The organism is Pandoraea sp. ISTKB (genome assembly GCF_001721285.1).
Lineage (GTDB): Bacteria > Pseudomonadota > Gammaproteobacteria > Burkholderiales > Burkholderiaceae > Pandoraea > Pandoraea capi.
The window spans coordinates 85115-111114 of record NZ_MAOS01000072.1 but is presented as its reverse complement, the minus strand read 5'-3'; the positions used below and the strand labels follow the sequence as shown (position 1 = coordinate 111114).

Genomic DNA, 26000 nt, shown 5'->3' with positions numbered 1-26000 from the left:
GGGGGCAACGCGAGAGACAGAGATGGCGAGTGCGGTGACCGCCATCTCTGCATGCGCTCGCGGATTTACTCGAACTGATACGACCAGTTCGCGTTGAAGCGCAGCGGACGGTTCGGCGAGTTCGTCGGCGCATCGGCCAGCGGTTTGGCCACCGACAGGTCGAGCGTGTAGTACTTGCTATCGGAGATCCGCACGCCCAGCCCCACCGATGCCAACTGGTTGTGGAACAGTTGGCCGTAGTTCAGATAGACGCGCGCGGTGTCGAGCAGCAGATATGGCTGGATCGTCTTCAGATAGCGGAAATCGGTGCGGAACATCCGGTTCAGCTCGATCGACGCGCCCCAGCCTTTGTCCCCGGCGATTTCCCCGGCGGGATAGCCCAGACCGAAGCGCTGCCCGCCGAACGTGGCCTGCTCGGACGTTGGCAGTGTGTTGCCGCTGTACTGCGCCCCGGCGGACACAACGACACCGAACTCCCACGGCAGCACCACGCCCTGCTTGGCATCGAGGTTGAAGCGCCAGAAGGCGAGATCGTACGGCCCGAGAATCTGCTGAATGCCGGCGGGGTTCGTCGTATACGACTGGCTGGCGCCCATCCCGTTGAAGCCCTTGAACACGCCCAGCGTGGCGCTGCGTGTCTGCTTTTCCGTGACCTCGTTGTATGCCAGTTGCACCTGCGTGGCGCGCACGTTCGTCTGGGAGTTGATGTTGTTCGGCGAATTCGGCACTTCATAGCGATCGCGCGAATTCACGCCGTACATACCGCCGCTGACCGTCAGACTGCGCTGATTGTTGAGCAGGATCGGGTACGACAGGCTCACTGCCACGCGCTTGGTATCGAGATGGCGCGTAAGACCGGCGAGCGCCTGATCGTCCGGCTGTCCGCGATAGTGCGAGGCATCGAGGCGCGCCTGAAGCCCGTTCGAGCCCAGCGGCTGCACGTAGGACGCCGCGTAGAACTCTTCGTCGTTATGGCCCTTCGGCGCGATGGCCGTGAGCTGGATCTGTTCGCCGAGCGGCGTCAGCGCATTGCTGGTTACCGTGAAGACGCCACGAATGCCCGGGTTGTTGTACGTGAGCGATGTGCCCAGCGCGACGGGCTGACGCGACACGTCGAGCGAGAGTTCGGTCGCGCCGTCGGTCTGCGTGGGCGGCTGCACGTCGGCCTTGATCTTCATGCCGGGCACGAGCGTGAGCAGGTTCAGGTAACGCTCGAACGTCGCACGCTTGAGCGGACGCTCCGCCTCGATGTGCGCCGCGATGTCGCGCAGTCGCTGTTCGGACGGCCCCGGCGTGCCGGAGATCTTGGTGCTGGAGATATACCCTTCAACGACCGTCACACGAACGAAGCCGTCGTTGAAATCCTGCGCGGGGACGAAGGCGAACGACAGCAGATAGCCTGCGTCCTGATACATCTTCGTGACCTGGTTGGCCTTCTCGACCAGATCGCCAATGGACACTTCCTTACCCGCCAACGGCGCAAACAGACCGGCGACCTGCTCGAAGGGCAGCGACTTCACGCCTTCGATACCGAAGCGTTGCGGCGTGATCTTGCGCGCGAGCAGCGACTTGAGGGCGTCCTCCTGCGTCGGTGGCTGAATGTGAATCGTGGGCGCGGCGGCTTTGGGCGCCTCGATCTTCGGAATGCTTTGCATCGGATCGCCGCGCACCGGACTGGCATCGGCCCAGGCCTGCTGAGAGGCGAGCAGACTCAGGGAGCCAAGCGAGACGCAAACGGATACGGCGACACTGCTCGACACACTGCGGATACTAGAAACGCTACGAACACTGCGATTGCGAACAGACTTGACCGAGCCCTCACGCGCGACGCGTGACGCAAGACGGGACTCTCCCTGGCGATGCGCCATCCCTATGCCCCCCAACGCTTATTTTTTCGTGGAGCCAGTGTAACCGCGAGGGGTGAGGCCCCGTCAACAAGGGAAACCGGGGGTTTGCAGCGCACGGACAACACGGCGCATGGGCGCTTCGGACAGGGGTAACCGGGGCGTGCCTTTGACGTAGATTTCAGCGCTTAGAGCCAATCCTCCAAACGCGATTGAGCCGCCTTTCCAAACCATTCAGGAGCACGATCGATGCCGCCGGAATCCGCATCAGGCCAGCATGTCGGCCCAGATCCCCTGTGCCCATGCGAGTCCCAGCGCGAATTCGTCCCGTGTGGCCCGTGGCGACGCGCCGCCGGTCCCCGGCACCGGCATCATGGTGCGCTGCGACACGTCATAGCGATGCACGCTCGCCACGTGCATCGCTTCGGTCGACGAAACGAACGTGTAGCAGGTGTTGCTGTAGAGCGGTTCGGGATTGACCGGCCTGCCGGACAACGTCGCCACGATGGCCGCCGCACAGACCTTGCCGTGCTGGTTGGCCATGTGGCCGGACTTGGGCATTTGCGGCGCGATCTGGATGGCGTCGCCAAGCACATGGATGTCGGGCTGCGCCTTCGACGCGAACGTCAGGAAGTCGACGTCGCACCAACGACCGTTGGCCGTCGCCAGACCGCTCTGCACGGCGATATCGCCCGCGCGCATCGGCGGGATGACGTTCAGCGCGTCGGCGCGCACTTCCTCGCCCAGCTCGAAACGCGCCAGATGTTGCTTGCCGTCTGCCTCGACCTCCGTGCAGTTGAACTGCGGGTGATACTCGACGATCCCTGCGAACTGCGAGCGCCAGACGTCCTGAAACTGTTCCGCTTCGGCCAGCACCTGATCGTTGGCATCGAAGATGAGCACTTTGGCACGCGGATTGTGTTGCCTGAGCCACGCGGCGGCCTGACACGCCCGTTCGTAGGGTGCGGGCGGACAACGGAACGGCGCTTCGGGAATCGTGATGGCGAATACACCGCCCTCGGGCATGGCCTTCAGACGCGCGTGCAGCAGCGCACTCTCGCGAGCGTCCGTCCAGCCGACGGGAAGCGCTTCACGAACGGCCGGATCGTTCAGCCCGGCAATGGCTTCACGCCGAAGCGACACGCCGGGGGAGACGATCAGCTTGTCGTACGGCAGCGTTGCGCCATCGGCCAGCCGGACCTGCTTGCGCTCGGCATCGATAGCCTCGGCGCGCGTACGCCGCCATGTCACGCCGTGCCGCGCGACGAGTCGGTCGTATGGCACCGTAAGATCGCTCACGCGCAAGTTGCCGCCGACGACTAGGTTCGACAGGGGCGACGAGACGAAGGCCGCGCCCGGTTCGACGAGCGTGACGTCGAGGGTGTTGCCCGACAGCACACGCAGCGCCTTCGCGGCCGTTGCCCCACCGAAGCCGCCGCCGATGACCACGATGCGGGCGCGCCCCTTGACCGGTGTCGGCCAGAGCGGCGCCGCGACTGCCGTCGGGACATGCGACATCCCGGCCAGCGCAGCGATCGAACTCAAGCCGAAAAGGAGTTGGCGACGATCCATGATGGGCTCGCTATCGTGGCGCTGCCGGTCGTGTGGCGACGGCTGGCTTCGCGGCGGGCCGCGTAGCGACTGGCTGTGCAGCGACCGGTTGTGCTGCGAAATACGCGGCGATGCGTTGCAGCTCGTCGTCGCGATAGCCCTTGAGCAGTTGCGGCATCAGCGTGGCAGGTTGCCGTCCGTCGCGCATCGCCTGGAGCGAGGCCATCATTGCCGTCGCCGAGCGCCCTTCGAGGGTGCGCAACGTCGCCTTGCCTGCATGCACCGGGGCAGCGGCATTGTGGCAACTCATGCAAGCCATGGCCCAATCGCGGGCTTGCCAGTCGGGTTGGGCGGGCGTGGCCGCCGTCTGGTATACCGATGCAGATGCCGGAGCGGCTACCGGCGATGCGCCTCCGGCTCCCGGCGCCGACGTCGTGCCGGCCATCGCAACGCCCGGCATGACGAGCCAGCCCCCGACGGTTGCCAAAACGAATACCGCCACGAGCCGCTGCGTCACACGAGAGTGACGCAGCAGCGCGTGGCGGTTCGGTGTCGGACGATGGCCCAAACGGGTGCGCAAGAGGAGGTGATCCGCAGCGCGGTGGATCAGTTACCCGTCTTGGTCGACGGTCCCGGTTTGACCGGACCTTCGCTGATCGGCGCCGGCGACGACAACGGTCGAGCCGTGACCGTATCGTTACCGATCGGGGTGGCCGTGACGGTCGCGGCGTTGCTGTCGTCGGCCTGTGCAGGCGCCGGGTTCTTTTCGGCTTCGGTCGACAGACGCTGCGCCTCTTCCGGCTTTACGTACTCATACAGCTTCACGACCTTCTGCACGCCATCGATACGGCTCGCCACGTTGGCGCCGATGGTGCCCTCTTCCGGCGAGACCAGTCCCATCAGATAGACGTCACCGCGCTCGGTCACCACCTTGAAGACGTTGGCCGAGATCTCCTTGGTGTTGATCAGGTTGGCCTTGACCTTGCTGGTGATCCACGCGTCGTTGGAACGCGAGCCGAACGAGCTTTTCGGTCCGATGGCGAGTTCGTCGACGATACCGCGTACATTGCTGATCTGTTTGACGATGTTGACCGCAGCCTGCTTGGTGGCGTCGTTCGGGACTTCGCCCGTGAGCAGCACGCGGCGGTTGAAGACGGTCACGTTCACGTGAACGGCGTCGTCGGTCAGCGTATTCGCGATGTTGGCTTCGGCCTTGACCTGGATTTCGCGGTCTTCCGTCTGCGCGCCGACCGAACGCCGGTCGGTGGCGACGAGTGCGCCGGTAGCGGCGCCGCCGAGGATGATGGGGGCGCAACCCGCGAGGGTCGCTGCAATCAACACTGCCGCTGCAAGCGGCTTAACAACGCCTTGGACGCGTCGGAAACTCATCGGGCTTTCTCCTTATTGGATTTTCGAACGGGACGGCCCCCGCCGCGCCGAATCAGCACCGCCCGCCCCCGCGACCCGGTGCCCGTCACATGATCTTGACGCCTCAAGATGACAATAGGTTCACTCGTCGCCGAGCAGCGCCGAGTCGATCAGATCGCACAGACAGTGGATCGTGAGCAGGTGAACTTCCTGAATGCGGGCGGTACGCACAGCCGGCACACAGATGTGGACGTCCAGTTCCCAGAGCGCGTCGTTGACCTTGCCGCCGCCTTTGCCGGTGAGCGCGATCACGTGCATGCCACGCTCATGAGCCGCCTCGATGGCCGCGAGCACGTTGCCGGAGTTACCGGACGTCGTGATGGCCAGCAACACGTCGCCTTCCTGGCCCAGCGCGCGGACCTGCTTGGAGAAGATGACGTCGAAATTGTAGTCGTTGCCGACGGCCGTCAGGATCGACGAGTCCGTGGTCAGTGCAATGGCCGGCAGTTCCGGGCGCTCGCGCTCGAAACGACCGACGAGTTCTGCGGCGAAGTGCTGGCAGTCGGCGGCCGAGCCGCCGTTGCCGCAAGCGAGGATCTTGTTGCCGTTGGTCAGCGCTTCGACCATGACATCCGCCGCAGCGGCGATGGGGCCTGCGAGCGCATCGCGCGCGGCCAGCTTGGTCTCGACGCTATCCGTGAAGTGTTTCTGAATTCGTTCGATCGACATGGTCGTTTGCCAGGGTGTCGCAAAAGCTGCCTGCCTTGAGCAGCGTCCCCTGGGGCGCATCTGCCGGGCCGGCCTACGAATGCCGTGCATGGTGAACACACGGCAATTTCGCAAGTGTAACAGGGGTGGCGGGCGCGGGTTTCCTCAGAGATCATCGGCCCGGAAGGCATCGGGCAGCCAGTTCACCACGGGCGGCCGTCCATCGAAGGTCACGACATCGAAGCGGCAGCGTGCCGCCGGACGCCGCAGCAGATAGTGCCGTGCGGCCAGCATGAGGCGTCGCCGCTTGGCGTGCGTGATGCTCTGCGCGGCACCGCCGAAGTCGCTGCGCGCCCTCGCGCGGACTTCGACGAATACCAGCACTCCGGCCCGATCCCGCATAATGAGGTCGATTTCGCCGCCCCGGCATTGATAATTGCGTGCGACGAGCCGCCAGCCGCGCCGCTCCAGTAGCGTCTGCGCGCGGTTCTCGAACGACACTCCTAGCTGATTCGACATGGTTGTTCCGATGTTTTCCCTGACCGGCCACGCCGGTACTGTTCAAGATCCGATGAGCGCCGCACCTCGCGTGCGTGCGCCCCAGAACGCGGGAGTCCGATGCGATGGATGAACGCCTGATGTCGCTGGCTGAGGGCCAGCATTACCCGGCGGGCACGCTCTACGTGGTGGCAACGCCGCTGGGCAATACCGCCGATATCACCGTGCGGGCGCTGCATATTCTTGGCATGGTCGATGCCATCGCCTGTGAAGATACGCGCAACAGCGCGTTGTTGTTGCAGCGTTACGGCATCGATCGGCCGTTGATTGCGGCGCATCAACACAACGAGAACGAAGCCGCGACGCGACTGGTGGAGCGCCTGCGCGGCGGCGAGCGCATCGCCTATATTTCGGACGCCGGCACCCCCGGCATCTCGGACCCGGGCGCGCGGCTTGTCGACGCAGTACGCGCGGCGGGCCTCGGCGTGGTGCCTGTACCGGGGGCAAGTGCGGTGATCACGTTGCTATCGGCCGCTGGCGCGTGGGTGGAGACGTTCACGTTCGTGGGCTTCCTGCCGTCGAAGGCGCAGCAGCGTGCGCAGGCCATCACGGCGTTGTCCGGGTCCACGGCGACGCAGGTCTTCTACGAGGCGCCTCACCGCATTGTGGAGACAGTTGCCGCACTGGCCGAGGGGCTGGGCGGCGAGCGCCGGTTGCTGATCGGGCGCGAGCTGACCAAGCGCTTCGAAGACATCCATGAGTGCGCGCTGGGCGAAGGGGTGGCGTGGCTGAAGGCGGACGCCAACCGTCAGCGCGGCGAATTCGTGCTCGCCGTCTCCGGCGCGGCGGCCAGCGCGAGCGACGACGGCGTGGATGCCGAAGCGCAGCGCGTGCTGGCGTTGCTGGTCGCAGAGCTGCCGACGAAAAGCGCCGCCAAACTCGCCGCAGCCATCACCGGCGCCCCGAAGAATGCGCTGTACGAGCGCGCATTGGCACTGAAAAACGGCTGAACGACCCGCGCCGCGAGGCGTGCATCAGCCGACAATCCACGCCGCCGGAAAATCGGAAGTTTCCGGCGTATTTCTCGGTAATTCCCCAAACTTCCGCGCCGATGCTTGGCGATCTATGACCTGCAATTCCTTCCCTCCGCCCTCAAGGCGTGGTGTGCCCTCGACGCCTCCGTTCAACGACAGTTCAAAGCGAAACTCGCCCAGCGGCTACGGCAGCCTCATGTACCGGCGAGCCAACGAGGGAGCCCTGCCGGACGTCTTCTGCATCGCCCCCCAGCAAACAGGTAACGCCTTGTCAGGACGCAAAAACGACGATGCCCCCGGAAAGCCGGGGGCATCGTGTGTTGCCTCTCTCAAGCGGTGGCGGCAGACGCGAACGTCCCACCGCCGCGCATGACACTCAACTCAACAGCAGCGCATCGTCGTCGAGTTGTTCGCCGCGCGTGCGCTCGAACATTTGCAGCAGGTCCGGCACGTCGAGCCCCTTGCGTTCCTCGCCGGCAACGTCGAGCACCACCTTGCCCTGATGCAGCATGACGGTACGGGTGCCGTAGTCGAGCGCCTGGCGCATGCTGTGCGTGACCATCATCGCCGTGAGCTTGCTCTCCTCGACGATACGCGCCGTCAGTTCCAGCACGAACGCAGCCGTCTTCGGATCAAGCGCCGCCGTGTGTTCGTCCAGCAGCAGAATGCGCGACGGCTGCAACGACGCCATCAGCAGACTCACCGCCTGACGCTGCCCGCCCGAGAGCAGACCGATGCGATCCGAAAGACGATTCTCCAGCCCGAGATTGAGCAGGCTCAGCTTTTCGCGGAAACGCTCGCGCAGGTCCTTGTTCAGCGCGAAGCGGAAACTGCGACGCTCACCGCGTCTGACGGCCAGCGCCATGTTCTCTTCGATGGTCAACGCTTCACACGTGCCTGCCATCGGGTCCTGAAACACGCGTGCGACCTGATTGGCGCGCTGCCACGCTGTTTTCTTCGTGACGTCGTTGCCGTCGATGGAAATCGTGCCGGAGTCCACCGACAGATCGCCGCTGATGGCATTCAGGAACGTGGACTTGCCCGCACCGTTCGAGCCGATCACCGTGACGAACTGACCCGTCGGGATTTCCAGCGTCATGCCGCGCAGTGCACGGTTTTCGATGGGCGTGCCCGGATTGAAAGTGATCTTGAGGTCTTTTGCGCTCAACATGATCAGGCACCTCCGTTCTTGCGGGCGAACAGCTTGCGACGCGTTGCCGGCAACACCAGCGCCACCGCCACGAGCAATGCCGTCACCAAATTGAGGTCCTGCGCCTTCAGACCGATGAAATCGCTGTTGAGGGCGAGCGCGATGAAGAAGCGGTACAGCACCGCACCGATCACCACGGCCAGCGTCGTGAGAATGAGGCGTCGCGCCGGGAGAATCGTCTCGCCGATGATCACCGCCGCCAGACCGATCACGATGGTACCGATCCCCATCGAGATATCGGCGCCGCCCTGCGACTGCGCGAACAACGCGCCCGCGAGCGCGACCAGCGCGTTGGAGAGCGCCATGCCCGCCAGAATCTCGCGGCCAGTGTTCACGCCCTGCGCACGCGCCATACGCGGATTCGCACCGGTCGAGCGCATCGCGAGACCCTGCTGCGACGAGAAGAAGTAATCGAGGCCGAGCTTCACCACCACCACCACCAGCAGCAACATCGCCGGACGCAACACATAGTCCGGCAACCAGGCCGGTGCGTTCTCGGGCAACAGCATCGTGAAGACCGTAGGCGACGTGATCAGCGGCACGTTCGGTGCACCCATCACGCGCAGGTTGACCGAGTAAAGCGCGATCATCATCAGGATACTGGCGAGCAGATCCATGATTTTCAGACGCACGTTCAGCCAGCCGGTGATGAAACCCGCCGTCGCACCAGCCACCATCGCCACGGCAGTCGCCGCGAACGGATTGACGCCGTTGGCGATCAGGATGGCCGCGGTCGCACCACCAAGCGCGAAGCTGCCGTCAACCGTCAGGTCGGGAAAATTGAGGATGCGGAAGGAAATCAGCACCCCGAGCGCCACGAGGCTGAAGATCAGGCCGATCTCCAGTGCGCCCATGAGAGAAAAGAAGGACATTGTCGTAATTCCACTGCGCAAGACAGCCTGTGCCGGGTCTCGGCATCGGCGCCCGCACGGCCGAGTCGGCCAGTTCAGGTCATAGCCGGTCGTTGTGCGACCGCGTTTCGGGGGGAGCCATCTCGCCCATTCGATAGGAAAAGAGCGGCGGGGACAGATGGTGTCCGGGCGCCGCCCTGTCGCTTGCCGGTGTCGCCAACGATCGCTCGCGACATCGGCACCCCGCGCGTGACTCGCGCGCGGGTTTCCTGCTTCGTTCTATTTACTCTTTGATGACCGTCTTGGCTTCCTTCACCAGATCGTCCGACAGCTTCACGCCTTGCTTCGCGGCAGCGGCCGTGTTGACGAACAGTTCCAGATTCGAGCTGGTCTGCGAGGCGATCGAGCCCGGCTTCTCACCCTTCAGGATGCGGCCCACCACCTTGCCCGTCTGACGGCCAAGGTCGTAGTAGTTGATGCCCAGTGCCGCGATGGCGCCGCGCTTCACGCTGTCCGTATCCGAAGCGACGAGCGGGATCTTGCGGTCGTTGGCGACCTTCACGAGCGACTCGTATGCCGACACGACGTTGTTGTCCGTGTTGGTATAGATCACGTCGACCTTGCCGACCAGACTGTTGGCGGCCGAGCTGATGTCCACGGTACGCGGCGCAGCGGCGGTCTTGAGCGTGAGGCCGGCGGCCGGCAGCAGCTTCTCGAGCTCCTTCACGACCACGACCGAGTTGGCTTCACCCGGGTTGTACACCATGCCCACGGTCTTCGCGTTCGGCACGACACGCTTGATGAGTGCCACCTGCTTGTCGAGCGGTAGCTTGTCCGACACGCCGGTCACGTTGGTGCCCGAGGCGTCCCAGCTCTTGACCAGTTGTGCGGCGACCGGATCGGTCACGCCCGAATACACGAGCGGCACCGACTTGGTCGCAGCCGCTACGGCCTGCGCCGTAGGCGTGGCGATACCGATGATGGCGTCCGGCTTGTCACCCACGAACTTGCGCGCGATCTGCGCGGCGGTACCGGTGTTGCCCTGTGCGCTCTGGTATTCCCACTTGAGGTTCTTGCCGACCTCGTAACCTTCCGCCTTGAGTTCGTCCTTCGCGCCGTCGCGAATGGCGTCGAGTGCCGGGTGCTCCACGATCGCCACGACGGCAACCGACTTCGTCTCCGCCGCGAATGCCGCGCCGGTCGTCCCCAACAACGTTGCGGCCACTGCGCACAGCACGGTGCGCGTGGCGAATTTACCCATCGTCGACATCAAAACTCCTCCAGGAATGCTCTTGATAGTAGATATCGGTGCGCCGGGCCCGGGTCTCCGCGAGCCTCTTTCGGATGCACACAAAGCGTGCACCTGCGCGTGGGGCACAGTCTACCCACATCCCCGGCAGCGAACAACGGTTGCCAACGCAACTTCCCGGGAAGCCCGTGGAACATCGGATTGCGCCCAAACGCTGGCAGATTGATGCGGTAATCGGAAAAAAAATAGTCGATTCGGTCGCGAGCGTTCCAATGCGCGCACGTTCATGCGACGCGTTCAGCCAATGAGATTCGCTGAAAAACGAAACAATGCGCAGTAATTCACCACGGATGGGCGTTTTTTACACAACAAAAAGGCGACCGACGTCCCACTTTTTGAGAGGGATCGGCACCAATTCAGAATGATGTTCGGAATTAACGCTATGGAAGTTGCACCAGATTGCGCGGCGGATGCGCGCGTGCGGACTTCAGGGTGCGTTGTTGCTCTCGTCGAGGCCGAGGGCGGCGACTTCACTGCGCGACAGGCGGCGGATTTCGACCTTGGCGTGTCCGGCCCGAATGAAGTCGAGCTGCTTGGCTGCGCTGTATGAGAGATCGATGATGCGATTGCGGGAGTACGGGCCACGGTCGTTGATCTTCACGACGACCGTCTTGTTATTGGCGACGTTGCGCACCAGTGCGAAGCTGCCCAACGGCAACGTCGGATGGGCGGCCGTCGCCTCGTTCATGTCGAACGCTTCACCGGTGGCGGTGCGCCGGCCGTGGAAGTTCTTGCCGTACCAGGATGCCGTGCCCGTCTGGAAGAAAGTCCCCGCATCGGCACGCAGACGCGCTTCGCCGTCGCGATCCGGGGCATCGGGGTCACCGGGATTGAGGCCTTCGTTGCGATACGTACGGCCCGGCCAATGCAGATCGAAGCTGGAGCCGACCGGCGCATTGGCTTCGCGCGCACGGGCGCGCGCGCCTGTCGCCGAAGTGGCGGCAGCCGTCTGGCTGGGGGGTTCGAGCGGCGTTGTGCAGGCTGTCAACGTCAGGGCGAGGGCGCAGCAGACCGCGAACCGTGTGAGCATGTCGCGTGTTCGCATAGCCCGCAAGTCTAACACGACGTAAAAATCAACCCATCAGCGAGCGTTCACTTACTCGCTAAGACTTGATTACAAAGCGTTACCTCAAAATGAGCATCCCCCACCGATAAGCGCTTTGCGAAAGACCGCACGTCGACACCGGGCAAGGCTGCGGGGTGGCACGCAGGGCACCGCGACGCGCGACGGGTCGCCGGGCCGAATACAATAGACAAAAATCGCGTCCCCGATCACTCATGAACGTCACCCTGATTCCCGTTACGCCTTTCCAGCAAAACTGCACCCTGCTCGTCTGCGACGCCACGAAGCGCGCCGCCGTGGTCGACCCCGGCGGCGACATCGACCGCATCGTGGGTGAGATCGAACGCCAGGGTGTGACGCTGGAGAAGATCTTCCTCACGCACGGCCACCTCGACCACTGCGGTGGCTCCGGCGCACTGGCGGCCAAGTACGATGTCCCCATCGAAGGCCCGCATCCGGACGACGCCTTCTGGATCGACCAGCTTCAGGCGCAAAGCGCGCGCTTCGGTTTCCCCGAGCCCGAACCGTTCACCCCCGATCGCTGGCTGGGCGACGGCGACACCGTGACCTTCGGCGACGTGACGCTAGACGTCTTCCACTGCCCGGGCCACACGCCGGGTCACGTGGTGTTCTTCTCGAAGGACGAGCGTCTGGCAAGCGTTGGCGACGTGCTCTTCGCCGGCTCCATCGGCCGCACCGACTTTCCGCGCGGCAATCACGCCGATCTGATCGCGTCGATTCGCGACAAGCTCTGGCCGCTGGGCAACGACGTGACGTTCATCCCGGGTCACGGCCCGGTGTCCACGTTCGGGCAGGAGCGTCAGACGAACCCGTATGTGGCCGATGCCGTGCTCGCCCGGAGCGCCTCATGAGCGAGGCGATGTCCCGGACCCCGTCGCGCATCATTCCTGTCGACGAGGAAATTTTCGTCAGTACCGACGTCGAAGCCGACGGCCCGATTCCCGGTCCGCACTCGATGCTCAGTTTCGCCTCGGCGGCCTACACCGCCGACAAAGAGCTGATCGGCACTTTCAGCGCCAATCTCGAATGCCTGCCGGACGCGAAGGGCCATCCGCTCACGATGAAATGGTGGAAGACCGAGCCCGAGGCGTGGGCGGCGTGCCGCGTCGACCCGGAGGATCCGGCCAAGGCGCTCAAGGCGTATGTGAAGTGGGTCGAGAAGCTGCCCGGCAAGCCGGTGTTCGTCGCCTACCCGGCGGGCTTCGATTTCACGTTCATGTTCTGGTACATGATGCGTTTCGTCGGCCGCTGCCCGTTCTCGTGGTCCGCGCTCGACATCAAGACGCTCGCCTTCGCGATGACCGGCATGCCGTATCGCAAGTGCATCAAGCCGCGTCTGCCGCAGGTCTGGCTCGATCCGCTGCCGCACACCCACGTCGCGCTCGACGACGCCCTCGAACAAGGCGCCCTCTTCTGCAACATGCTCGCCGAGCTGCGCGAACAGCAAAAGACGCTGTCCGAGCTGCCCGGCTGGCGTGGCGCAGGCCTGACCGTCAGCGCCGATACCCCGGTGTTCGGCTCGGCCGCCGCAAAAGTAGCGGGCGAAGCGACTGAAGCCGCGCAGGAGACCGACGTCGCCAACGACGCCGAGTCGCCCGACACCGGCCCCGGCAAGGACAGCACGGCGCATCGCTGATTCGCGACTGCCTAAATAAGAGAAGGGCGCGACGTATCGAACGTCGCTCCCTTCTCTTTTTCCAGCCCCGGCAGACGGCTTACAGCACGTCGTTCACGAGTTCCGGCGGCCGGGCGATCACTGCCTTCTTGCCGTTCACGACGATGGGACGCTGCAACAGCTTCGGATGGGCCGCCACGGCCGCGAGCAGATCGTCGTCACCAAGTGCCTCGTCGGCCAATCCCAGTTCCGCGAATTCCGTCTCGTTGCTGCGGATCATGTCGCGCACGGGCACATCCAGGAGCTTGTGCAGACGTTTCAGATCCGCCAGCGTCGGCGGCGTCTTCAGATATTCGACGACTTGCAGGTCGCCACCCGCCGGGGAACCCTCGACGAGCGCCAGCGCCTCGCGCGACTTCGAGCAGCGCGGGTTGTGATACACGGTAATCATGGTCACTCCAATGCGTCCAAAAAGCGTCCGGCGTGAGAGGACAACGAGGGGCCAGCAATCACTCGATGCAGTGACGATGCCCTCGCATCCCCGCGTCACGCCTGGGACGTGCGCTCCGAGTATGCATGGTATCGTCGGATGCCGCTAGCTACGGCCACCACGGACATCTGATCCGGCAACTCAGGAGAAAGTGACATGGCAGGACGCTTCATCAGCATCAAGTCGCGCGACGGCAAGACGTTTCAGGCATATCTGGCAACGCCGGACAGCAAAGGCGTTAGCGAGGGCAAGGGCCCCGGACTGGTGCTGTGTCAGGAAATCTTCGGCGTAAATGCCTACATTCGCGAACTGGCGGACCGCTATGCCGAAGAGGGCTACGTTGTCCTGGCGCCCGACCTGTTCTGGCGCATCGAGCCCGGCATCGAACTCGGTTACTCGTCCGGCGACTGGCAGCGCGCGTTCGCCCTGTTCCAGAGTTTCGACGTCGATCTCGGCATGGAAGACGTGGGCGCTACCGTCGACGCGCTGCGCGCCTTGCCCGAATGCGTCGGTGGCGTGGGCGTGGTCGGCTATTGCCTCGGCGGCAAGCTCGCCGCGCTGTCGGTCACGCGCACGAGTGCGGATGTGGCCGTCGGTTACTACGGCGTGGGGCTGGAGCAGCACATCGACGAACTCGCGGGCGAGCATCCGCCCCTCGTGCTGCACGTCGCCGAGCTCGACAAATACGCGCCGGCCGAAGTGCGCGACACGCTGACCGAGCGGCTCGGCAAGCATCCCAACGTCACCCTATATCTGTACCCGGACGCCGATCATGCTTTTGCGCGTCCCGGCGACCACTTCAACCGCGCCGCCACCCAGCTCGCCCATCAGCGCACCCTCGGCGCGGTGCGGCGCACCATCGGGCCGCACTTCGACTTCGCGTCGCTGTGGGAAACGCATTGCGCGTACGAATTTGCCATCCGCGAGATCGATCCGTTGATGAAGACGATGGTGGCGGAGCCCTACGTCAATCACGTTCCGACGATGACGGGCGGCGTCGGCCATCAGCAGTTGGCGCATTTCTACCGGCATCACTTCGTCAACAGCAACCCGCCCGACACGAAGCTGATTCCGATATCGCGCACGATCGGCGCGACACAGCTCGTCGACGAGCTGCTGTTCTGCTTCACCCACACGACGACGGTGGACTGGATGTTGCCGGGCGTGGCGCCGACGGGACGTCGTGTCGAAATTCCGTTGGTGGCCATCGTACGATTCCGGGGAGACAAACTGGAGCACGAACACATATATTGGGATCAGGCGAGCGTACTCGTGCAGATCGGTCTGCTCGATCCGACAGGGTTGCCGGTCGCCGGCGTGGAGACCGCGCGCAAGTTGCAGGACGAGAACCTGGCGTCCAACGGCCTGATGCCGAACTGGTCGTTCGGCACCAAGGCGCAGTAGATCGCCTGTCGGCGAGCGCCGGCGTTGCAGTGAAGCGGTCGTCCCTCCCCGGCGAGGGGACGGACGCCGCGCAGCACAGGTAGTCACAACAAGAAAAAGTGTCGCGAACGTTGCGGGAGACAAGTCATGAATACGCAACCTTCTCAGCGCCGGTGTGCGCGTCATGTTCGTCATATGCGTCACGCACGCTGCGCCGCATTCACCGGATGGTTCGCCATCATCTCCGGCATGTTGCTGGTGACCGGTTGTGCGAATCCCGATTTCGAGCCCAAGAAGCCGCTCGTCCTCAATTTCCCGCTCGGCCAGCCGCCCCTGTCGGGCCTCGATCAATACAAGGTGGCGGCGGCGCAGCGCGTGACCGAGGTCAATGCCCGGGAGATCACGCCGGGCAATCCGCAGCCGATGTTGCGCTCGGTCGTCTCGCTCGAATACTGGGTCGATCGCGGTGGCAATGTCACGCGCGTGGCGCTCTATCGCAGCAACGGCGATCACGAAGCCGAGCGGATCGCCATCGCCAGTTTGCGACGGGCGAGCCCCTTGCCGGCACCGAGCCGGGCGCTGGTGGACAGTAGCGGACGTGTGCGTGCCGTCGAGACCTGGCTCTTCAACAACGACGGCCGGTATCAGTTGCGCAGCGTGGCGGCGCCGCAGATCGACGGGCAGTGATATCGTGACAGGCATCCGCCCGCTTTGCCCGGCCCGCTTGGGGCAACGGATAGGGGGCGACGGAGACGCTCATGCCGCGATTTGCTGCCAACCTGACCCTGCTCTATCAGGAAGTCCCCTTTCTCGATCGTTTTCAGGAAGCGGCGAGCGATGGCTTCAGAGGTGTCGAATTCCTGTTTCCGTACGAGCATCCCGCACAAGAAATCCGCAAGCGACTGGACGACGCCGGGCTGACGCAAGTCCTGTTCAACGGTCCGGCTGGCGACTGGGCGAGCGGTGAGCGAGGGATCGCGGCGTTGCCCGGCCGCGAGGCACAATTTCGCGACGGGATCGAACTCGCGCTGGACTACGCCGATGCGCTGGGTTGCCGGCAGTTGCATGTCATGGCCGGTTGCCCCGACGCCACCGAGTCGCCCGAGCGATGCCGCGCGACTTACCTCGAGAATCTCGCCTACGCGAGCGGTCAGGCGGCGGCACACGGCGTGACCGTACTGATCGAACCGATCAATCCGCGCGACTTTCCGCGCTATTTCCTCACGCGCCAGGATCAGGCGCATGCCATTCGTACCGAAGTCGGTGCGAGCAACCTCAAAGTCCAGTTCGATGCGTATCACTGCCAGATCGTCGAGGGCGATCTGGCGATGAAAATACGCCAGTTCATCGGCCATATCGGCCACGTGCAGGTCGCCGGCGTGCCGGCTCGACACGAGCCCGATACCGGCGAAGTCAACTATCCCTTCCTGTTCCGTCTGCTCGACGAACTGGGGTATGCCGGGTGGATCGGGTGTGAATATCGCCCACAGGGGGCGACGCGCGCGGGACTTGGCTGGCTCAAGCCGTGGCTCAGAGCGACCGCCAATCGATAGATCGCGACCATTCCGACGCACTTTCGCGTCAGGTCGACGTCACGTTTGCGTCATGTTCCGGGGAATTACGCAGACGTGAATCGATTTCCGAAAATCAATCGGAGGTCGAAGCATTGTGCGCTGCGAAGAGAAACATCCGGGATGGGGTCGGAGAAAGTCTTAGGAAAGATGTAGGACGAATCAGGCAAAAAAAATGGCGGGACACACGGGCCCGCCAAAACCACACGCTACGGGGTTAGCGCGAGGAGACCAGATTCGGAGCACTGCATCGAACCACCTTGCAAATTGCGCCGGGGGACGCGTTTTTGCCGATACAGTCGCGCTGCTGTGTTACCGGGGGATAAGCACTTCAGCGTTGAGATGCATTGTGGTGGAAACGTATGGAGGGAGGGGTAACAAAGTGTTTCAGGTTGTAACACCTAGCGCGTTTCATCGCCTCCGTGAATCGCGCCTGCGCCTTGCGGCACAAGGCTCTGCGCTGAGACACAACTTTCTATATTTTGTTCGTCATCCTGAATAACTCGCCGCCCAAGCCATCCACTCGACGTCCATCCGACCTCCGCAAGGCAATCCCTCCCCGCCATCGATACCTCACCGCTATCGGCACCCCAATCCCGGCTGAGGGTCGGTGATAGCGTCTCGGCCGCGCCACTAACGGCCATCTCCAGCCATCGTCGACAAACGCACCGCATCCTGGCGTCCCGAACGCACGTGTCGGCAATGTGCTAACTTCAAACTTTGTGCGTGGCAACAAAGTGAGCAATGGAAACCATTGAACGTTTGGGGCAGATCCTGGCGCGTGACCGGGTGATCGCGGTTGTGGGCTTATCGCCGCGGCCCGACAGGCCGAGCTTCACCACCTCGCGATACATGCAGCAGCATGGGTATCGGATCGTGCCGATCAACCCGCAGGCCGCCGATTCCGGCGAAAAGATTCTGGGCGAGACCGTCTACGCCAGCCTGAGCGACGCGGCAGAAGCCCTTCGCGCCGAAGGTCTGCGCATTCAGATGGTCGACTGCTTTCGCCGCAGCGGCGACATTCCGCCGATCGCGACCGAGGCTGTCGCCATCGGCGCGAACAGTTTGTGGATGCAGTTGGGCATCGAGAACGACGAAGCGGCGGCCGAGGCATTGGCGGCCGGGCTGGACGTCGTCATGGACCGCTGCGTCAAGATCGAGCATCAGCGTTGGTTAATGCAAGGCGGCGGGTTGTCCGAACCGGGGGGCCAACAGGCCACCGGCCGCTGACGCGTCAAACGCTTGTGCCGAACGTCGTCCCGAAAATAGAAAAAGCCGACGGTTCAACGTCGCCCTCCGACTCCCTCTAACGTCAACATCTCGCTGCCATGACCATCGACGCCGATCTGCTCGCCTATTACGACTTGATGGCGCGCAAGTACCCCACTCCCGAAGATGCCCCCGCGCCAACACCGCAAGACGTGCGCGCCAAATTCGCCACGGTCGCTGTCGAAGCGCTACGTCCGTTGCCTGCCGGACTGCGAAGCGAGACCTTCGAGATTCCGCTGCCGGGTCGCAATCTTCGGGCGAGGCTCTATCGACCCGAGGGTCGCGTCGTCCCGCTGGTCGTGTACTTCCATGGTGGCGGCTGGGTCGTTGGCGATGTCGACACGCACGGGACGGTTGCGGCCTTGCTGGCGCAGGATGCCGACGTCGCGGTACTCAGTGTCGATTACCGGCTGGCCCCGGAGCATCCGTTCCCGGTACCGGTCGACGATGCGCGTGAGGCGTTGGCGTGGGCGGCGGAGCAGCGTGCCCGGCTGGGCGTGAGTCTGGACCGGTTGGCGGTGGCGGGCGACAGTGCGGGCGGACATCTGGCGGCGCAGGCGGCGGCGTGGTTCAACGACAAGCATCCGGGCATGGTGGGTGCGCAATTGCTCATCTATCCGGTCGTGCAGTATCGGTTCGACACGCCGAGTTACGAGCGTCTGGCGGATGGCATTGGACTGACGCGAGACGAAATGCGTTGGTACTGGAAGGAATTTCTGGGTGGCGTGGAGCCGGCAGAGAGTGATGTGCGGGTCAATCTGATGGCGGAAGCACCGCGTCATCCGTTGCCGAACAGTTTGGTGATTGCTGCGGAATACGATCCGTTGCATGACGAAGCGGTGGCGTATGCGCAGTTCGTCGCGCGCACAGGATCGCGGGCGGAGGTCATCGAGGCGGCGGGTTTGACGCATAGCTTCGCGCGATTGCAGCCGTTCGTGCCGCAAGCGAGGATGGTGATGCACGACGCCGCGCAGCGCCTGCGCGAATGGCTGGGATAAGCGGGGTCGGATAAGGGGGTTAAAACCCTGGGCAATACAGGCCGGAACAAGGGGGACGCTTACCGCAGCGACTTTAAGTTGGAGCGGAGGGAAGCGTCCCCCTTGTTTCGGTGTCGCTGCGTTTGGGGAGAACGATGCAGCGGTGAATCAACGAATCACTTCAGCCATTTATCGACAACGCTCTGATACTCACCGGTTTTCTGAGCGAGATTCAGCCACTGATCGACGTAATGCTTGAAGACATCGTCGCCACGGGGCAGCAGATAGGCTTTCTCGCCGAACTGAAGCGGTTTATTGGGATTGACGGGACAGAGTGAGGGATTGAGCTTGTGTTGGAGGAGGGTTTCGGAGGAGTCCGTCACCATCACATCGGCTTTGCCATCGGCGATTTGCTGGAAGATCGTGACGTTGTCCGGATAAATCGTCAGCGTGGCGTTCGGCAGGTATTGGCGGGCGAAGCGTTCGTTGGTGCCGCCGGGGTTGGCGATCGCGCGGGTGCTGGGTTTATTCAGATCGGCGAGCGTCTGGTACTTCGCCACGTCGGCGCAGCGAACGATGGGTGACTTGCCGTCGACCATGACCACCTGGCTGTAATAAGCACGCGCGGCGCGATCGAGCGTGACGGACACGCCGCCGACGACGATGTCGCACTTCCCGGCGGTGAAATCGTCCATCAGGCCTTTCCAGGTCGTCGGAACGATCACCGGTTTCACGCCGAGCGACTTGGCCAGTGAGGCGACGAGATCCACGTCGATGCCTTCGAACTGTCCGTCGGGGCGGCGGTACGAATAGGGCTTGTAGTCACCGGTTGCGCAGGCGCGCAGCGTGCCTGACTTCACGATGTCGTCGAGTCGGGAGTGGACGGCGACGGGGACCGCAGTCGTTGCCGTTTGCGCGTGAGCGGCAGTGGCGACGGTAGCGACGGTGGCGGTGGTGAGAATCGTAGCGACGAGGGTCGTGGCGGAAGCGGCGAGCGCCGTCCCCGTCACGAAGGCCGCGCGGGCGGCCGTCTTCATGACTGTCATGCTTGTCTCCGTATTGTTCTGTCGGCGTAGTGACGCCCTGACGTTCCGAGCCGTCTGACGCGACTCGTGGGCCTTCATACTACTGTTCGGCAGCGCCCGCGCCAACCGTCGCAAAAATGAGAAGTTTCCGAGCGCTGGGCTCTGGATTCACCGCCCGGTTCAAGCCCAACGCCAGCACTTATCTGCGGCATAACAGCCCGCCACGCGACCGGCCTCGGGATACCCGAGTAAAATGGCCGCTTGCCCAACCCCTTCCTACCACCGCTGCGACGTGTCCCAAGCTCTGCAAAACGATACTTTCCTGCGCGCGCTGCTGCGCCAGCCGACCGAGTACACGCCGATCTGGCTGATGCGCCAGGCGGGCCGGTACCTGCCCGAATACAACGCGACCCGCGCCAAGGCCGGTAGCTTCCTCGCGCTGGCGAAGAATCCCGCCTACGCCACCGAAGTGACGCTTCAGCCGCTCGAACGCTTCCCGCTCGACGCCGCGATCCTGTTCTCGGACATTCTCACCATTCCCGACGCCATGGGCCTCGGCCTGTCGTTCGAAGCCGGTGAAGGCCCGCGCTTCGCGCATCCGCTGCGCACCGAAGACGACGTGCGCCGCCTGCGTGCCCCCGACCTCGACAGCCTGCGCTACGTGTTCGACGCCGTCGCCGAAATCCGCCGCGCCCTGAACGGCCGCGTGCCGCTCATCGGCTTCTCGGGCAGCCCGTGGACACTCGCGTGCTACATGGTCGAGGGCGCCGGGTCGGCCGACTTCCGTACCGTCAAGACGATGATGTATGAGCGTCCCGACCTGATGACGCACATTCTCGAGACGAACGCGCGTGCCGTCGCCGCCTATCTGAATGCGCAGATCGAAGCGGGTGCGCAAGCCATCATGGTGTTCGACACCTGGGGCGGCGCACTGGCCGACGGTCTGTATCAGCGCTTCTCGCTGGCCTACATGAAGCAGGCGCTCGAAGGCGTGCATCGTGAGTGGAACGGCGTGCGCATTCCGCACATCGTCTTCACCAAGGGCGGCGGCCAGTGGCTCGAAGCCATCGCCGACACCGGTCCCGATGCCATTGGGCTCGACTGGACCGTGGATCTCGCCGCAGCGCGCCGTCGCGTGGGCGATCGTTGTGCACTGCAAGGCAATTTCGATCCGACCGCACTGTTTGCGGCCCCCGACGCCATCCGCACCGAAGTGCGACGTCTGCTCGACGCGTACGGTAATGCGCCGGGTCACGTGTTCAACCTCGGGCACGGCATCTCGCAGTTCACCAACCCGGAACACGTCGCAGCACTCGTCGATGAGGTTCACAGCTACAGCCGGAAGCTTCGCCAGGCGGCGTAAACGGGTACAAACGGGCGTAGATAGGCGTCGGCACTTCCCCGCACAAGCGGTGATGCGGGTTCGCGGGGCATTTCGCTCTGCAAACCCAACCGCCGTTTCAAGCGGGGAATGTCAAGAGAAAAGCGGTCGAATAACCCCTCCAATTTTCGGAGTTGTCCCGAAGACTTATGCACAAATTCTCGCTGCGCCGCCGCAAGTGAGAGACGAATGGAAGGGGTCGTCGACGTCATTCATAAGCTATTGATCAAAAAGCATTTTTGAATCTGGCAAAGTCGGGACGCCGCGCGACGCAAAGACCGTGCGACGAGGCTGACGGGAGATAATCCCCACAGTTCTCAACATAGTTATCCACAAGCGTTTCGAACGCACTGGAAAGCCGACTCAAATCCGGGGTTTACCGGCACTTCTCAGGATTCACTTTAAGTTTGACCCGCGCCGACGATCTCTCCGTTCCTGCGTCAACCGCATCGCCCGACGACGCGCACGACACGCTGTTCCCGGTGACCGAGCCGCGCGGCCCGGCACCCGCCATCGCACGTGTCGCGCTCGACACGCCGCTGCTCACCCTGTTCGACTACCGCCTCGATCAGGCCGCGAGCCCCGGCCAACTGGTGCAAGTCCCCTTCGGACGACGACAGGTCGTGGGCGTTGTCTGGGAATTGACGCAGCGCAGCGAAGTCGACCCGAAAAAGCTACGGGAAGTGACATCCGTCTGGCACGAATTGCCCCCGCTCGGCGACGATTGGTGCGACCTGATGCAATTCGCGTCTCGTTACTATCAGCGCGGCATCGGTGAAGTCGCATTGCCTGCCATCCCCGGCCATCTGCGCACGCCGATGCGCTGGCCGCGACTGCTCGCCCAACGCGGCGTGCAGCGCTACCGGATCGCCGACGGCGCGCTTGGCACGTTGATGGAGAACGTCCCCGCCCGCCTGCGGGCACAGCGCCGACTCGCCGAAGGACTGGCACAGGCGGGCACACTCGATGCCGACGAAGCCCGTGCCCTGTGCTCGAAGGCAGCGGACGTGCTCAAGCAATGGGCCGCCGCGGGCTGGGTCGTCGTGGAGACGGTGCCGTTTCATGAAGCCGTTCGGGACGCAGACGACACCGGTGAGGATGACGAACCGGCAGCATCCGTCGACGGCATGGAAGACGGCATGGCCGATGTGCTGGACGACAGCAATGCCACCCTCAGCGGCACGAACGGGACGAAAACGCTGACGACCGGGCAAGCCGACGCCGTCGTCGCCATCCATGACGCTCTGCTCGCCGCAGGCGCTAAGTCGCTCGATTCACCGCTCGATTCGCCGGGTGCCGAGCCGGATAAGGACACGCCGGCGTGCGCGCCCTTCCTGCTCTATGGCGTGACCGGCAGCGGCAAGACGGAAGTCTATTTGCGCGCCGTGGCCGAAGCGCTGCACACGCGAGCGTCGCGAGACGCCCAGGTGCTCGTTCTCGTCCCGGAAATCAATCTGACGCCGCAACTCGAAGGCGTCTTCCGTGCGCGCTTCCCCGACGAGACCCTTGTCACGCTGCACAGCGGGCTGGCCGAGGGCGAACGCGCGCGGCACTGGCTGGCCGCGCATCGCGGCGAAGCGCGGATCGTGCTCGGTACGCGTCTGGCCGTGATGGCGTCGATGCCGCACCTGCGCCTCATCGTCGTCGACGAAGAACACGACCCGTCCTATAAGCAACAGGAAGGTCTGCGCTATTCCGCCCGCGACCTTGCCATCTGGCGCGCGAACCGGCTGCGTATTCCGGTCGTGCTCGGCTCGGCGACCCCGTCTCTCGACAGCTGGAACCGCGCCGAACAGGGCCGCTACGTGCGTCTCGCTATGCCCGAGCGCGCCACGCCCGATGCCGTGTTGCCGCGCGTATCGCTCATCGACATGGAGATCGAGCGCAAACGCCAGCGTGTCGTGCACGAAGGACTCTCGCAGCCGTTGCTCGCCGCTATTCGCGCACGCCTGGAAGCAGGTGAACAAAGTCTGCTGTTCCTCAATCGCCGCGGTTACGCGCCGGTGCTCAACTGCGATGCCTGCGGCTGGATCAGCGATTGCCGCCGATGCAGCGCGCACATGGTGCTGCACAAGCCCGAGCGGCGACTGCGCTGCCATCACTGTGGCGCCGAGGCGCGCATTCCTCACGCGTGTCCCGACTGCGGCAACCTCGACCTCGCCCCGCTCGGACGCGGCACGCAACGCATCGAAGAAGCCCTCGCCGAGCACTTCCCCGACGCGCGGCTCGCGCGTATCGACGCCGACAGCACCCGCCGTAAAGGCAGCGCTCAGGCGCTTTTCGCGCAGGTGCACGCGGGCGAAGTCGACATCCTGATCGGCACGCAGATGGTGGCCAAGGGACACGATTTCCGTAACGTCACGCTCGTGGGCGTGGTCAACGCCGACAGCGCCCTCTTTTCCCACGATTTCCGCGCGGCCGAACGTCTCTTCGCCCAGTTGATGCAGGTGGCCGGTCGCGCCGGACGCGCAGCACGCGCCGATGGCCCCGGCGACGTGCTGATTCAGACCCGCTACGCGTCGCACCCGCTATTCGCGTCGCTCATGCGTCACGACTACGCGGGCTTCGCGGCGCAGCAACTGGAAGAGCGTCGTGTCGCACTGCTGCCGCCATATACGCATCAGGCGTTGTTGCGCGCTGAAGCCCGCAAGCTCGACGACGCCATGACGTTCCTCAAACAAGCCCGCGAGATCGCCGCGACGCCGGCGTTGCACGACTCGCGTATCTCGCTCTGGGACCCGGTGCCGATGACGATGGTCCGGATCGCCGGCACCGACCGCGCCCAACTGGTGGTCGAAAGCCCGCATCGCGGGGCGCTCCAGCGTTTCCTCATGCAGTGGATGAGCGAACTGCGCGCGCTCAAGGCCCCCGTGCGCTGGCATCTCGAAGTCGACCCTCTCGAAATATAAAACGGTATATAACGTTCCGAAAATTTGACAACATCGGAAGAATCTCCGACGATGCAGCCATAACCCCACGATAAAAAGAACGCTGCACGTCGAACGGTTCACGTCATCTGCAAGATAAGTTCGTCCTACAGGAGACATCCGATGAAGTCGCACGACCGGAGCGCCGCCCCCACGGCGCCGCAAGCTGTTGCATCCCCTCTCGTTCCTCCCGAATACGCGTTTTCCGAATCGCCGCTCGAAACCGTTACGGCGGAAGTCTCGCGGCGTCGCTTTCTGCGCCGTGCCGGTGCGCTAGGTATCGGCGCCAGCCTCGCGGGACGCGCCCTCGACGTGCTCGCGGCAACCGCCGCGCCGCAAACGGTCACGCTGCCGTTCGCGAACGGCGAGCGCGAACTCGTGGCGTATCCGCAAAAGCGCCCGCTGATCCGGCTCACGGCGCGTCCACCACAACTGGAAACCCCCTTCGAAGTCTTCAACGACGGCCTGATCACGCCGAACGATGCCTTCTTCGTGCGCTATCACCTCGCCGGGATTCCGACCGACATCGATCCGGCGAAACATCGCATCCGCGTGGGCGGCAGCGTCGCGAAACCGCTCGACATCTCGCTCGCGTCGCTGAAGAAGGACTTCGGCCCGCCCGTGGAAATCGTTGCCGTGCACCAGTGTTCGGGCAACAGCCGGGGATTCTTCGAGCCGCGTGTCGGCGGCGGGCAGATCGCCAACGGGGCGATGGGCAACGCGCGGTGGCGCGGCATACCGCTCAAGCGCATTCTCGAGCGGGCGGGCGTGTCGGCCGGGGCGAAGCAGGTGACGTTCGAAGGCCTTGACCGGCCCATCGTCCCTGCCACCCCCGAGTTCGTGAAGGCCCTCGACCTCGATCACGCGATGGACGGCGAAGTGATGGTCGCCTTCGCCATGAACGGCAAAGATTTACCGATGCTCAACGGCTTTCCGGTACGGCTGGTCGTGCCCGGCTACTACGGCACCTATTGGGTCAAGCATCTGGCCGACATCAACGTCATCGACAAAGTCTTCGACGGCTTCTGGATGGCCACGGCCTATCGCATTCCGGATAACGACTGCAACTGCGTCGAGCCGGGCAAAGCGCCGGAAAAGACGAAGCCGATCGGGCGCTTCACCGTACGCTCCTTCGTCACCAGCCACAGCGACGGTCAGCAAGTCGCGGCGGGCCGCGCGATGCGGGTGCGAGGCATTGCGTTCGACGGCGGCGAAGGGATTCGCGACGTGCAGTTCTCCACCGATGGTGGCCAGACGTGGCAAACGGCGAAGCTGGGTAGCGAGTTGTCGAAGTATTCGTTCCGCGAGTGGACGGCGTCGTTCACGCCACCGCAGGCCGGCGAGTACGTCCTGAAAGTCAGGGCGACGAATCGCGCCGGGGTGACACAACCGCTGCAATCGTTGTGGAATCCGGCGGGCTATCTGCGTAACGGCGTGGAATCCGTACGCGTAGTTGCGGCTTAAGGCGGGGGATGATCATGAAAAATCCGAAATTCACGCGTGATCTGACGCGCGCAGCAGCGCGGGCGCTGGGTCTGGCCGGCATATTGGCAGGTGTATCGGCAGGAACACCTGCCCACGCACTCGACATCAAGCTGCCGCAGGAAACGGCGCAACTCAAGGCCTCGACGCTCGCGGGCCATCAGGCGGCCAGCGCCTGGTGCGTGATGTGCCACTCCGTGGACTACATCAACTCGCAGCCGCCAATGCCGTCGGCCTTCTGGAGCGCCGAAGTCACGAAGATGGTGAAGGTCTACGGCGCGCCGATTCCCGAAGATCAGGTCAAGCTGATTTCCGAGTACCTCGGCAAGGCGTACGGCAACGACCAGAAGTAGCCGCACCGGGGGCGCAACCCCGAAGCGACCCCGGTGGTGCAACCGCATTTTTGACTCTGGTTGCACCTCT

Annotated in this window: 24 protein-coding genes; 12 read left to right on the top strand and 12 right to left on the bottom strand. The window is 63.9% G+C overall.

Annotated elements, in window-relative coordinates:
- Positions 1-65: 65 nt before the first annotated feature.
- The 6 genes from A9762_RS24375 to A9762_RS24350 all read right to left on the bottom strand — a co-directional run bounded on the left by A9762_RS24375 (position 66) and on the right by A9762_RS24350 (position 5990).
- Positions 66-1868: a POTRA domain-containing protein gene (locus A9762_RS24375; RefSeq protein WP_083254255.1), complete on the bottom strand. Its 1803-nt coding sequence runs from the start codon at positions 1866-1868 to the stop codon at positions 66-68.
- 243 nt (positions 1869-2111) lie between these two features.
- A complete protein-coding gene (locus A9762_RS24370; RefSeq protein WP_069344554.1) occupies positions 2112-3416 on the bottom strand; it encodes an NAD(P)/FAD-dependent oxidoreductase in 1305 nt (434 codons plus the stop codon).
- Positions 3417-3426: 10 nt separating this feature from the next.
- A complete protein-coding gene (locus A9762_RS24365; protein WP_139133379.1) occupies positions 3427-3975 on the bottom strand; it encodes a hypothetical protein in 549 nt (182 codons plus the stop codon).
- Between the two features lie 26 nt (positions 3976-4001).
- Complete coding sequence (locus tag A9762_RS24360; protein WP_069344552.1) at positions 4002-4784, bottom strand: BON domain-containing protein; 783 nt, start codon at positions 4782-4784, stop codon at positions 4002-4004.
- Between the two features lie 120 nt (positions 4785-4904).
- Positions 4905-5492: a phosphoheptose isomerase gene (locus A9762_RS24355; RefSeq protein WP_069344551.1), complete on the bottom strand. Its 588-nt coding sequence runs from the start codon at positions 5490-5492 to the stop codon at positions 4905-4907.
- A 144-nt stretch (positions 5493-5636) separates the two neighbouring features.
- Positions 5637-5990 (bottom strand): YraN family protein, encoded by a 354-nt coding sequence (locus A9762_RS24350; protein WP_069344550.1) that lies wholly within the window; start codon positions 5988-5990, stop codon positions 5637-5639.
- 104 nt (positions 5991-6094) lie between these two features.
- Here A9762_RS24350 and rsmI point away from each other — a divergent pair, with 104 nt between their 5' ends.
- Positions 6095-6979 carry a 16S rRNA (cytidine(1402)-2'-O)-methyltransferase gene (gene rsmI / locus A9762_RS24345; protein WP_069344549.1) on the top strand — a complete coding sequence of 295 codons (885 nt, stop codon included), beginning with the start codon at positions 6095-6097 and terminating at the stop codon, positions 6977-6979.
- Positions 6980-7379: 400 nt separating this feature from the next.
- On the opposite strand, the gene A9762_RS24340 is transcribed toward rsmI, so the two are convergent.
- The 4 genes from A9762_RS24340 to A9762_RS24325 form a co-directional block, all read right to left on the bottom strand.
- Positions 7380-8174, bottom strand: coding sequence for an ABC transporter ATP-binding protein (locus A9762_RS24340; RefSeq protein WP_069344548.1), 795 nt, complete (start codon positions 8172-8174; stop codon positions 7380-7382).
- Positions 8175-8176: 2 nt separating this feature from the next.
- Complete coding sequence (locus A9762_RS24335; RefSeq protein WP_069344547.1) at positions 8177-9085, bottom strand: ABC transporter permease; 909 nt, start codon at positions 9083-9085, stop codon at positions 8177-8179.
- A 262-nt stretch (positions 9086-9347) separates the two neighbouring features.
- On the bottom strand, positions 9348-10334 hold the full coding sequence (locus A9762_RS24330) for an ABC transporter substrate-binding protein (protein ID WP_069344546.1): 987 nt from the start codon (positions 10332-10334) through the stop codon (positions 9348-9350).
- Positions 10335-10800: 466 nt separating this feature from the next.
- Complete coding sequence (locus A9762_RS24325; protein ID WP_069344545.1) at positions 10801-11403, bottom strand: septal ring lytic transglycosylase RlpA family protein; 603 nt, start codon at positions 11401-11403, stop codon at positions 10801-10803.
- 248 nt (positions 11404-11651) lie between these two features.
- On the opposite strand from A9762_RS24325, the gene A9762_RS24320 reads away from it, so the two are divergent.
- Both A9762_RS24320 and A9762_RS24315 read left to right on the top strand, forming a co-directional pair.
- Positions 11652-12308, top strand: coding sequence for an MBL fold metallo-hydrolase (locus A9762_RS24320; protein WP_069344544.1), 657 nt, complete (start codon positions 11652-11654; stop codon positions 12306-12308).
- 8 nt (positions 12309-12316) lie between these two features.
- The gene (locus A9762_RS24315; protein ID WP_240493704.1) at positions 12317-13093 is read left to right on the top strand and encodes an exonuclease; all 777 of its coding nucleotides are present in this window, start codon (positions 12317-12319) and stop codon (positions 13091-13093) included.
- A gap of 79 nt (positions 13094-13172) precedes the next feature.
- Here A9762_RS24315 and arsC read toward each other — a convergent pair whose 3' ends face one another.
- Positions 13173-13523 (bottom strand): arsenate reductase (glutaredoxin), encoded by a 351-nt coding sequence (gene arsC / locus A9762_RS24310; protein ID WP_069344542.1) that lies wholly within the window; start codon positions 13521-13523, stop codon positions 13173-13175.
- Positions 13524-13718: 195 nt separating this feature from the next.
- Between arsC and A9762_RS24305 the strand changes: the two genes are divergently transcribed.
- The 5 genes from A9762_RS24305 to A9762_RS24285 all read left to right on the top strand — a co-directional run bounded on the left by A9762_RS24305 (position 13719) and on the right by A9762_RS24285 (position 18783).
- Positions 13719-14966, top strand: coding sequence for a dienelactone hydrolase family protein (locus A9762_RS24305; protein WP_069344541.1), 1248 nt, complete (start codon positions 13719-13721; stop codon positions 14964-14966).
- Between the two features lie 126 nt (positions 14967-15092).
- Positions 15093-15632 (top strand): energy transducer TonB, encoded by a 540-nt coding sequence (locus A9762_RS24300; RefSeq protein WP_139133378.1) that lies wholly within the window; start codon positions 15093-15095, stop codon positions 15630-15632.
- A gap of 71 nt (positions 15633-15703) precedes the next feature.
- Positions 15704-16498, top strand: a complete 795-nt coding sequence (gene otnI / locus A9762_RS24295) for a 2-oxo-tetronate isomerase (protein WP_069344540.1) — start codon at positions 15704-15706, stop codon at positions 16496-16498.
- 762 nt (positions 16499-17260) lie between these two features.
- Positions 17261-17746 carry a CoA-binding protein gene (locus A9762_RS24290; protein WP_069344539.1) on the top strand — a complete coding sequence of 162 codons (486 nt, stop codon included), beginning with the start codon at positions 17261-17263 and terminating at the stop codon, positions 17744-17746.
- A gap of 98 nt (positions 17747-17844) precedes the next feature.
- Positions 17845-18783 (top strand): alpha/beta hydrolase, encoded by a 939-nt coding sequence (locus tag A9762_RS24285; RefSeq protein ID WP_069344538.1) that lies wholly within the window; start codon positions 17845-17847, stop codon positions 18781-18783.
- 155 nt (positions 18784-18938) lie between these two features.
- On the opposite strand, the gene A9762_RS24280 is transcribed toward A9762_RS24285, so the two are convergent.
- Positions 18939-19808, bottom strand: coding sequence for a transporter substrate-binding domain-containing protein (locus tag A9762_RS24280; protein WP_170836313.1), 870 nt, complete (start codon positions 19806-19808; stop codon positions 18939-18941).
- A 271-nt stretch (positions 19809-20079) separates the two neighbouring features.
- On the opposite strand from A9762_RS24280, the gene hemE reads away from it, so the two are divergent.
- From hemE to A9762_RS24260, 4 genes are all read left to right on the top strand, one after another.
- Positions 20080-21150, top strand: coding sequence for a uroporphyrinogen decarboxylase (gene hemE, locus A9762_RS24275; protein ID WP_305778321.1), 1071 nt, complete (start codon positions 20080-20082; stop codon positions 21148-21150).
- Between the two features lie 500 nt (positions 21151-21650).
- Positions 21651-24077, top strand: coding sequence for a primosomal protein N' (locus A9762_RS24270; protein ID WP_371443326.1), 2427 nt, complete (start codon positions 21651-21653; stop codon positions 24075-24077).
- A gap of 141 nt (positions 24078-24218) precedes the next feature.
- Positions 24219-25559 (top strand): molybdopterin-dependent oxidoreductase, encoded by a 1341-nt coding sequence (locus tag A9762_RS24265; RefSeq protein WP_240493698.1) that lies wholly within the window; start codon positions 24219-24221, stop codon positions 25557-25559.
- A gap of 14 nt (positions 25560-25573) precedes the next feature.
- Positions 25574-25930 (top strand): hypothetical protein, encoded by a 357-nt coding sequence (locus tag A9762_RS24260; protein ID WP_069344625.1) that lies wholly within the window; start codon positions 25574-25576, stop codon positions 25928-25930.
- Positions 25931-26000: the final 70 nt, after the last annotated feature.

Excerpts from the sequence above, each read along its gene's own strand:
- A9762_RS24375 (WP_083254255.1), bottom strand. The coding sequence starts at position 1,868 with ATGGCGCATCGCCAGGGAGAGTCCCGTCTTGCGTCACGCGTCGCGCGT.
- A9762_RS24370 (WP_069344554.1), bottom strand. The coding sequence starts at position 3,416 with ATGGATCGTCGCCAACTCCTTTTCGGCTTGAGTTCGATCGCTGCGCTG.
- A9762_RS24360 (WP_069344552.1), bottom strand. The coding sequence starts at position 4,784 with ATGAGTTTCCGACGCGTCCAAGGCGTTGTTAAGCCGCTTGCAGCGGCA.
- A9762_RS24355 (WP_069344551.1), bottom strand. The coding sequence starts at position 5,492 with ATGTCGATCGAACGAATTCAGAAACACTTCACGGATAGCGTCGAGACC.
- A9762_RS24350 (WP_069344550.1), bottom strand. The coding sequence starts at position 5,990 with ATGTCGAATCAGCTAGGAGTGTCGTTCGAGAACCGCGCGCAGACGCTA.
- rsmI (WP_069344549.1), top strand. The coding sequence starts at position 6,095 with ATGGATGAACGCCTGATGTCGCTGGCTGAGGGCCAGCATTACCCGGCG.
- A9762_RS24340 (WP_069344548.1), bottom strand. The coding sequence starts at position 8,174 with ATGTTGAGCGCAAAAGACCTCAAGATCACTTTCAATCCGGGCACGCCC.
- A9762_RS24335 (WP_069344547.1), bottom strand. The coding sequence starts at position 9,085 with ATGTCCTTCTTTTCTCTCATGGGCGCACTGGAGATCGGCCTGATCTTC.
- A9762_RS24330 (WP_069344546.1), bottom strand. The coding sequence starts at position 10,334 with ATGTCGACGATGGGTAAATTCGCCACGCGCACCGTGCTGTGCGCAGTG.
- A9762_RS24325 (WP_069344545.1), bottom strand. The coding sequence starts at position 11,403 with ATGCTCACACGGTTCGCGGTCTGCTGCGCCCTCGCCCTGACGTTGACA.
- A9762_RS24320 (WP_069344544.1), top strand. The coding sequence starts at position 11,652 with ATGAACGTCACCCTGATTCCCGTTACGCCTTTCCAGCAAAACTGCACC.
- A9762_RS24315 (WP_240493704.1), top strand. The coding sequence starts at position 12,317 with ATGTCCCGGACCCCGTCGCGCATCATTCCTGTCGACGAGGAAATTTTC.
- arsC (WP_069344542.1), bottom strand. The coding sequence starts at position 13,523 with ATGATTACCGTGTATCACAACCCGCGCTGCTCGAAGTCGCGCGAGGCG.
- A9762_RS24305 (WP_069344541.1), top strand. The coding sequence starts at position 13,719 with ATGGCAGGACGCTTCATCAGCATCAAGTCGCGCGACGGCAAGACGTTT.
- A9762_RS24300 (WP_139133378.1), top strand. The coding sequence starts at position 15,093 with ATGAATACGCAACCTTCTCAGCGCCGGTGTGCGCGTCATGTTCGTCAT.
- otnI (WP_069344540.1), top strand. The coding sequence starts at position 15,704 with ATGCCGCGATTTGCTGCCAACCTGACCCTGCTCTATCAGGAAGTCCCC.
- A9762_RS24290 (WP_069344539.1), top strand. The coding sequence starts at position 17,261 with ATGGAAACCATTGAACGTTTGGGGCAGATCCTGGCGCGTGACCGGGTG.
- A9762_RS24285 (WP_069344538.1), top strand. The coding sequence starts at position 17,845 with ATGACCATCGACGCCGATCTGCTCGCCTATTACGACTTGATGGCGCGC.
- A9762_RS24280 (WP_170836313.1), bottom strand. The coding sequence starts at position 19,808 with ATGACAGTCATGAAGACGGCCGCCCGCGCGGCCTTCGTGACGGGGACG.
- A9762_RS24265 (WP_240493698.1), top strand. The coding sequence starts at position 24,219 with ATGAAGTCGCACGACCGGAGCGCCGCCCCCACGGCGCCGCAAGCTGTT.
- A9762_RS24260 (WP_069344625.1), top strand. The coding sequence starts at position 25,574 with ATGAAAAATCCGAAATTCACGCGTGATCTGACGCGCGCAGCAGCGCGG.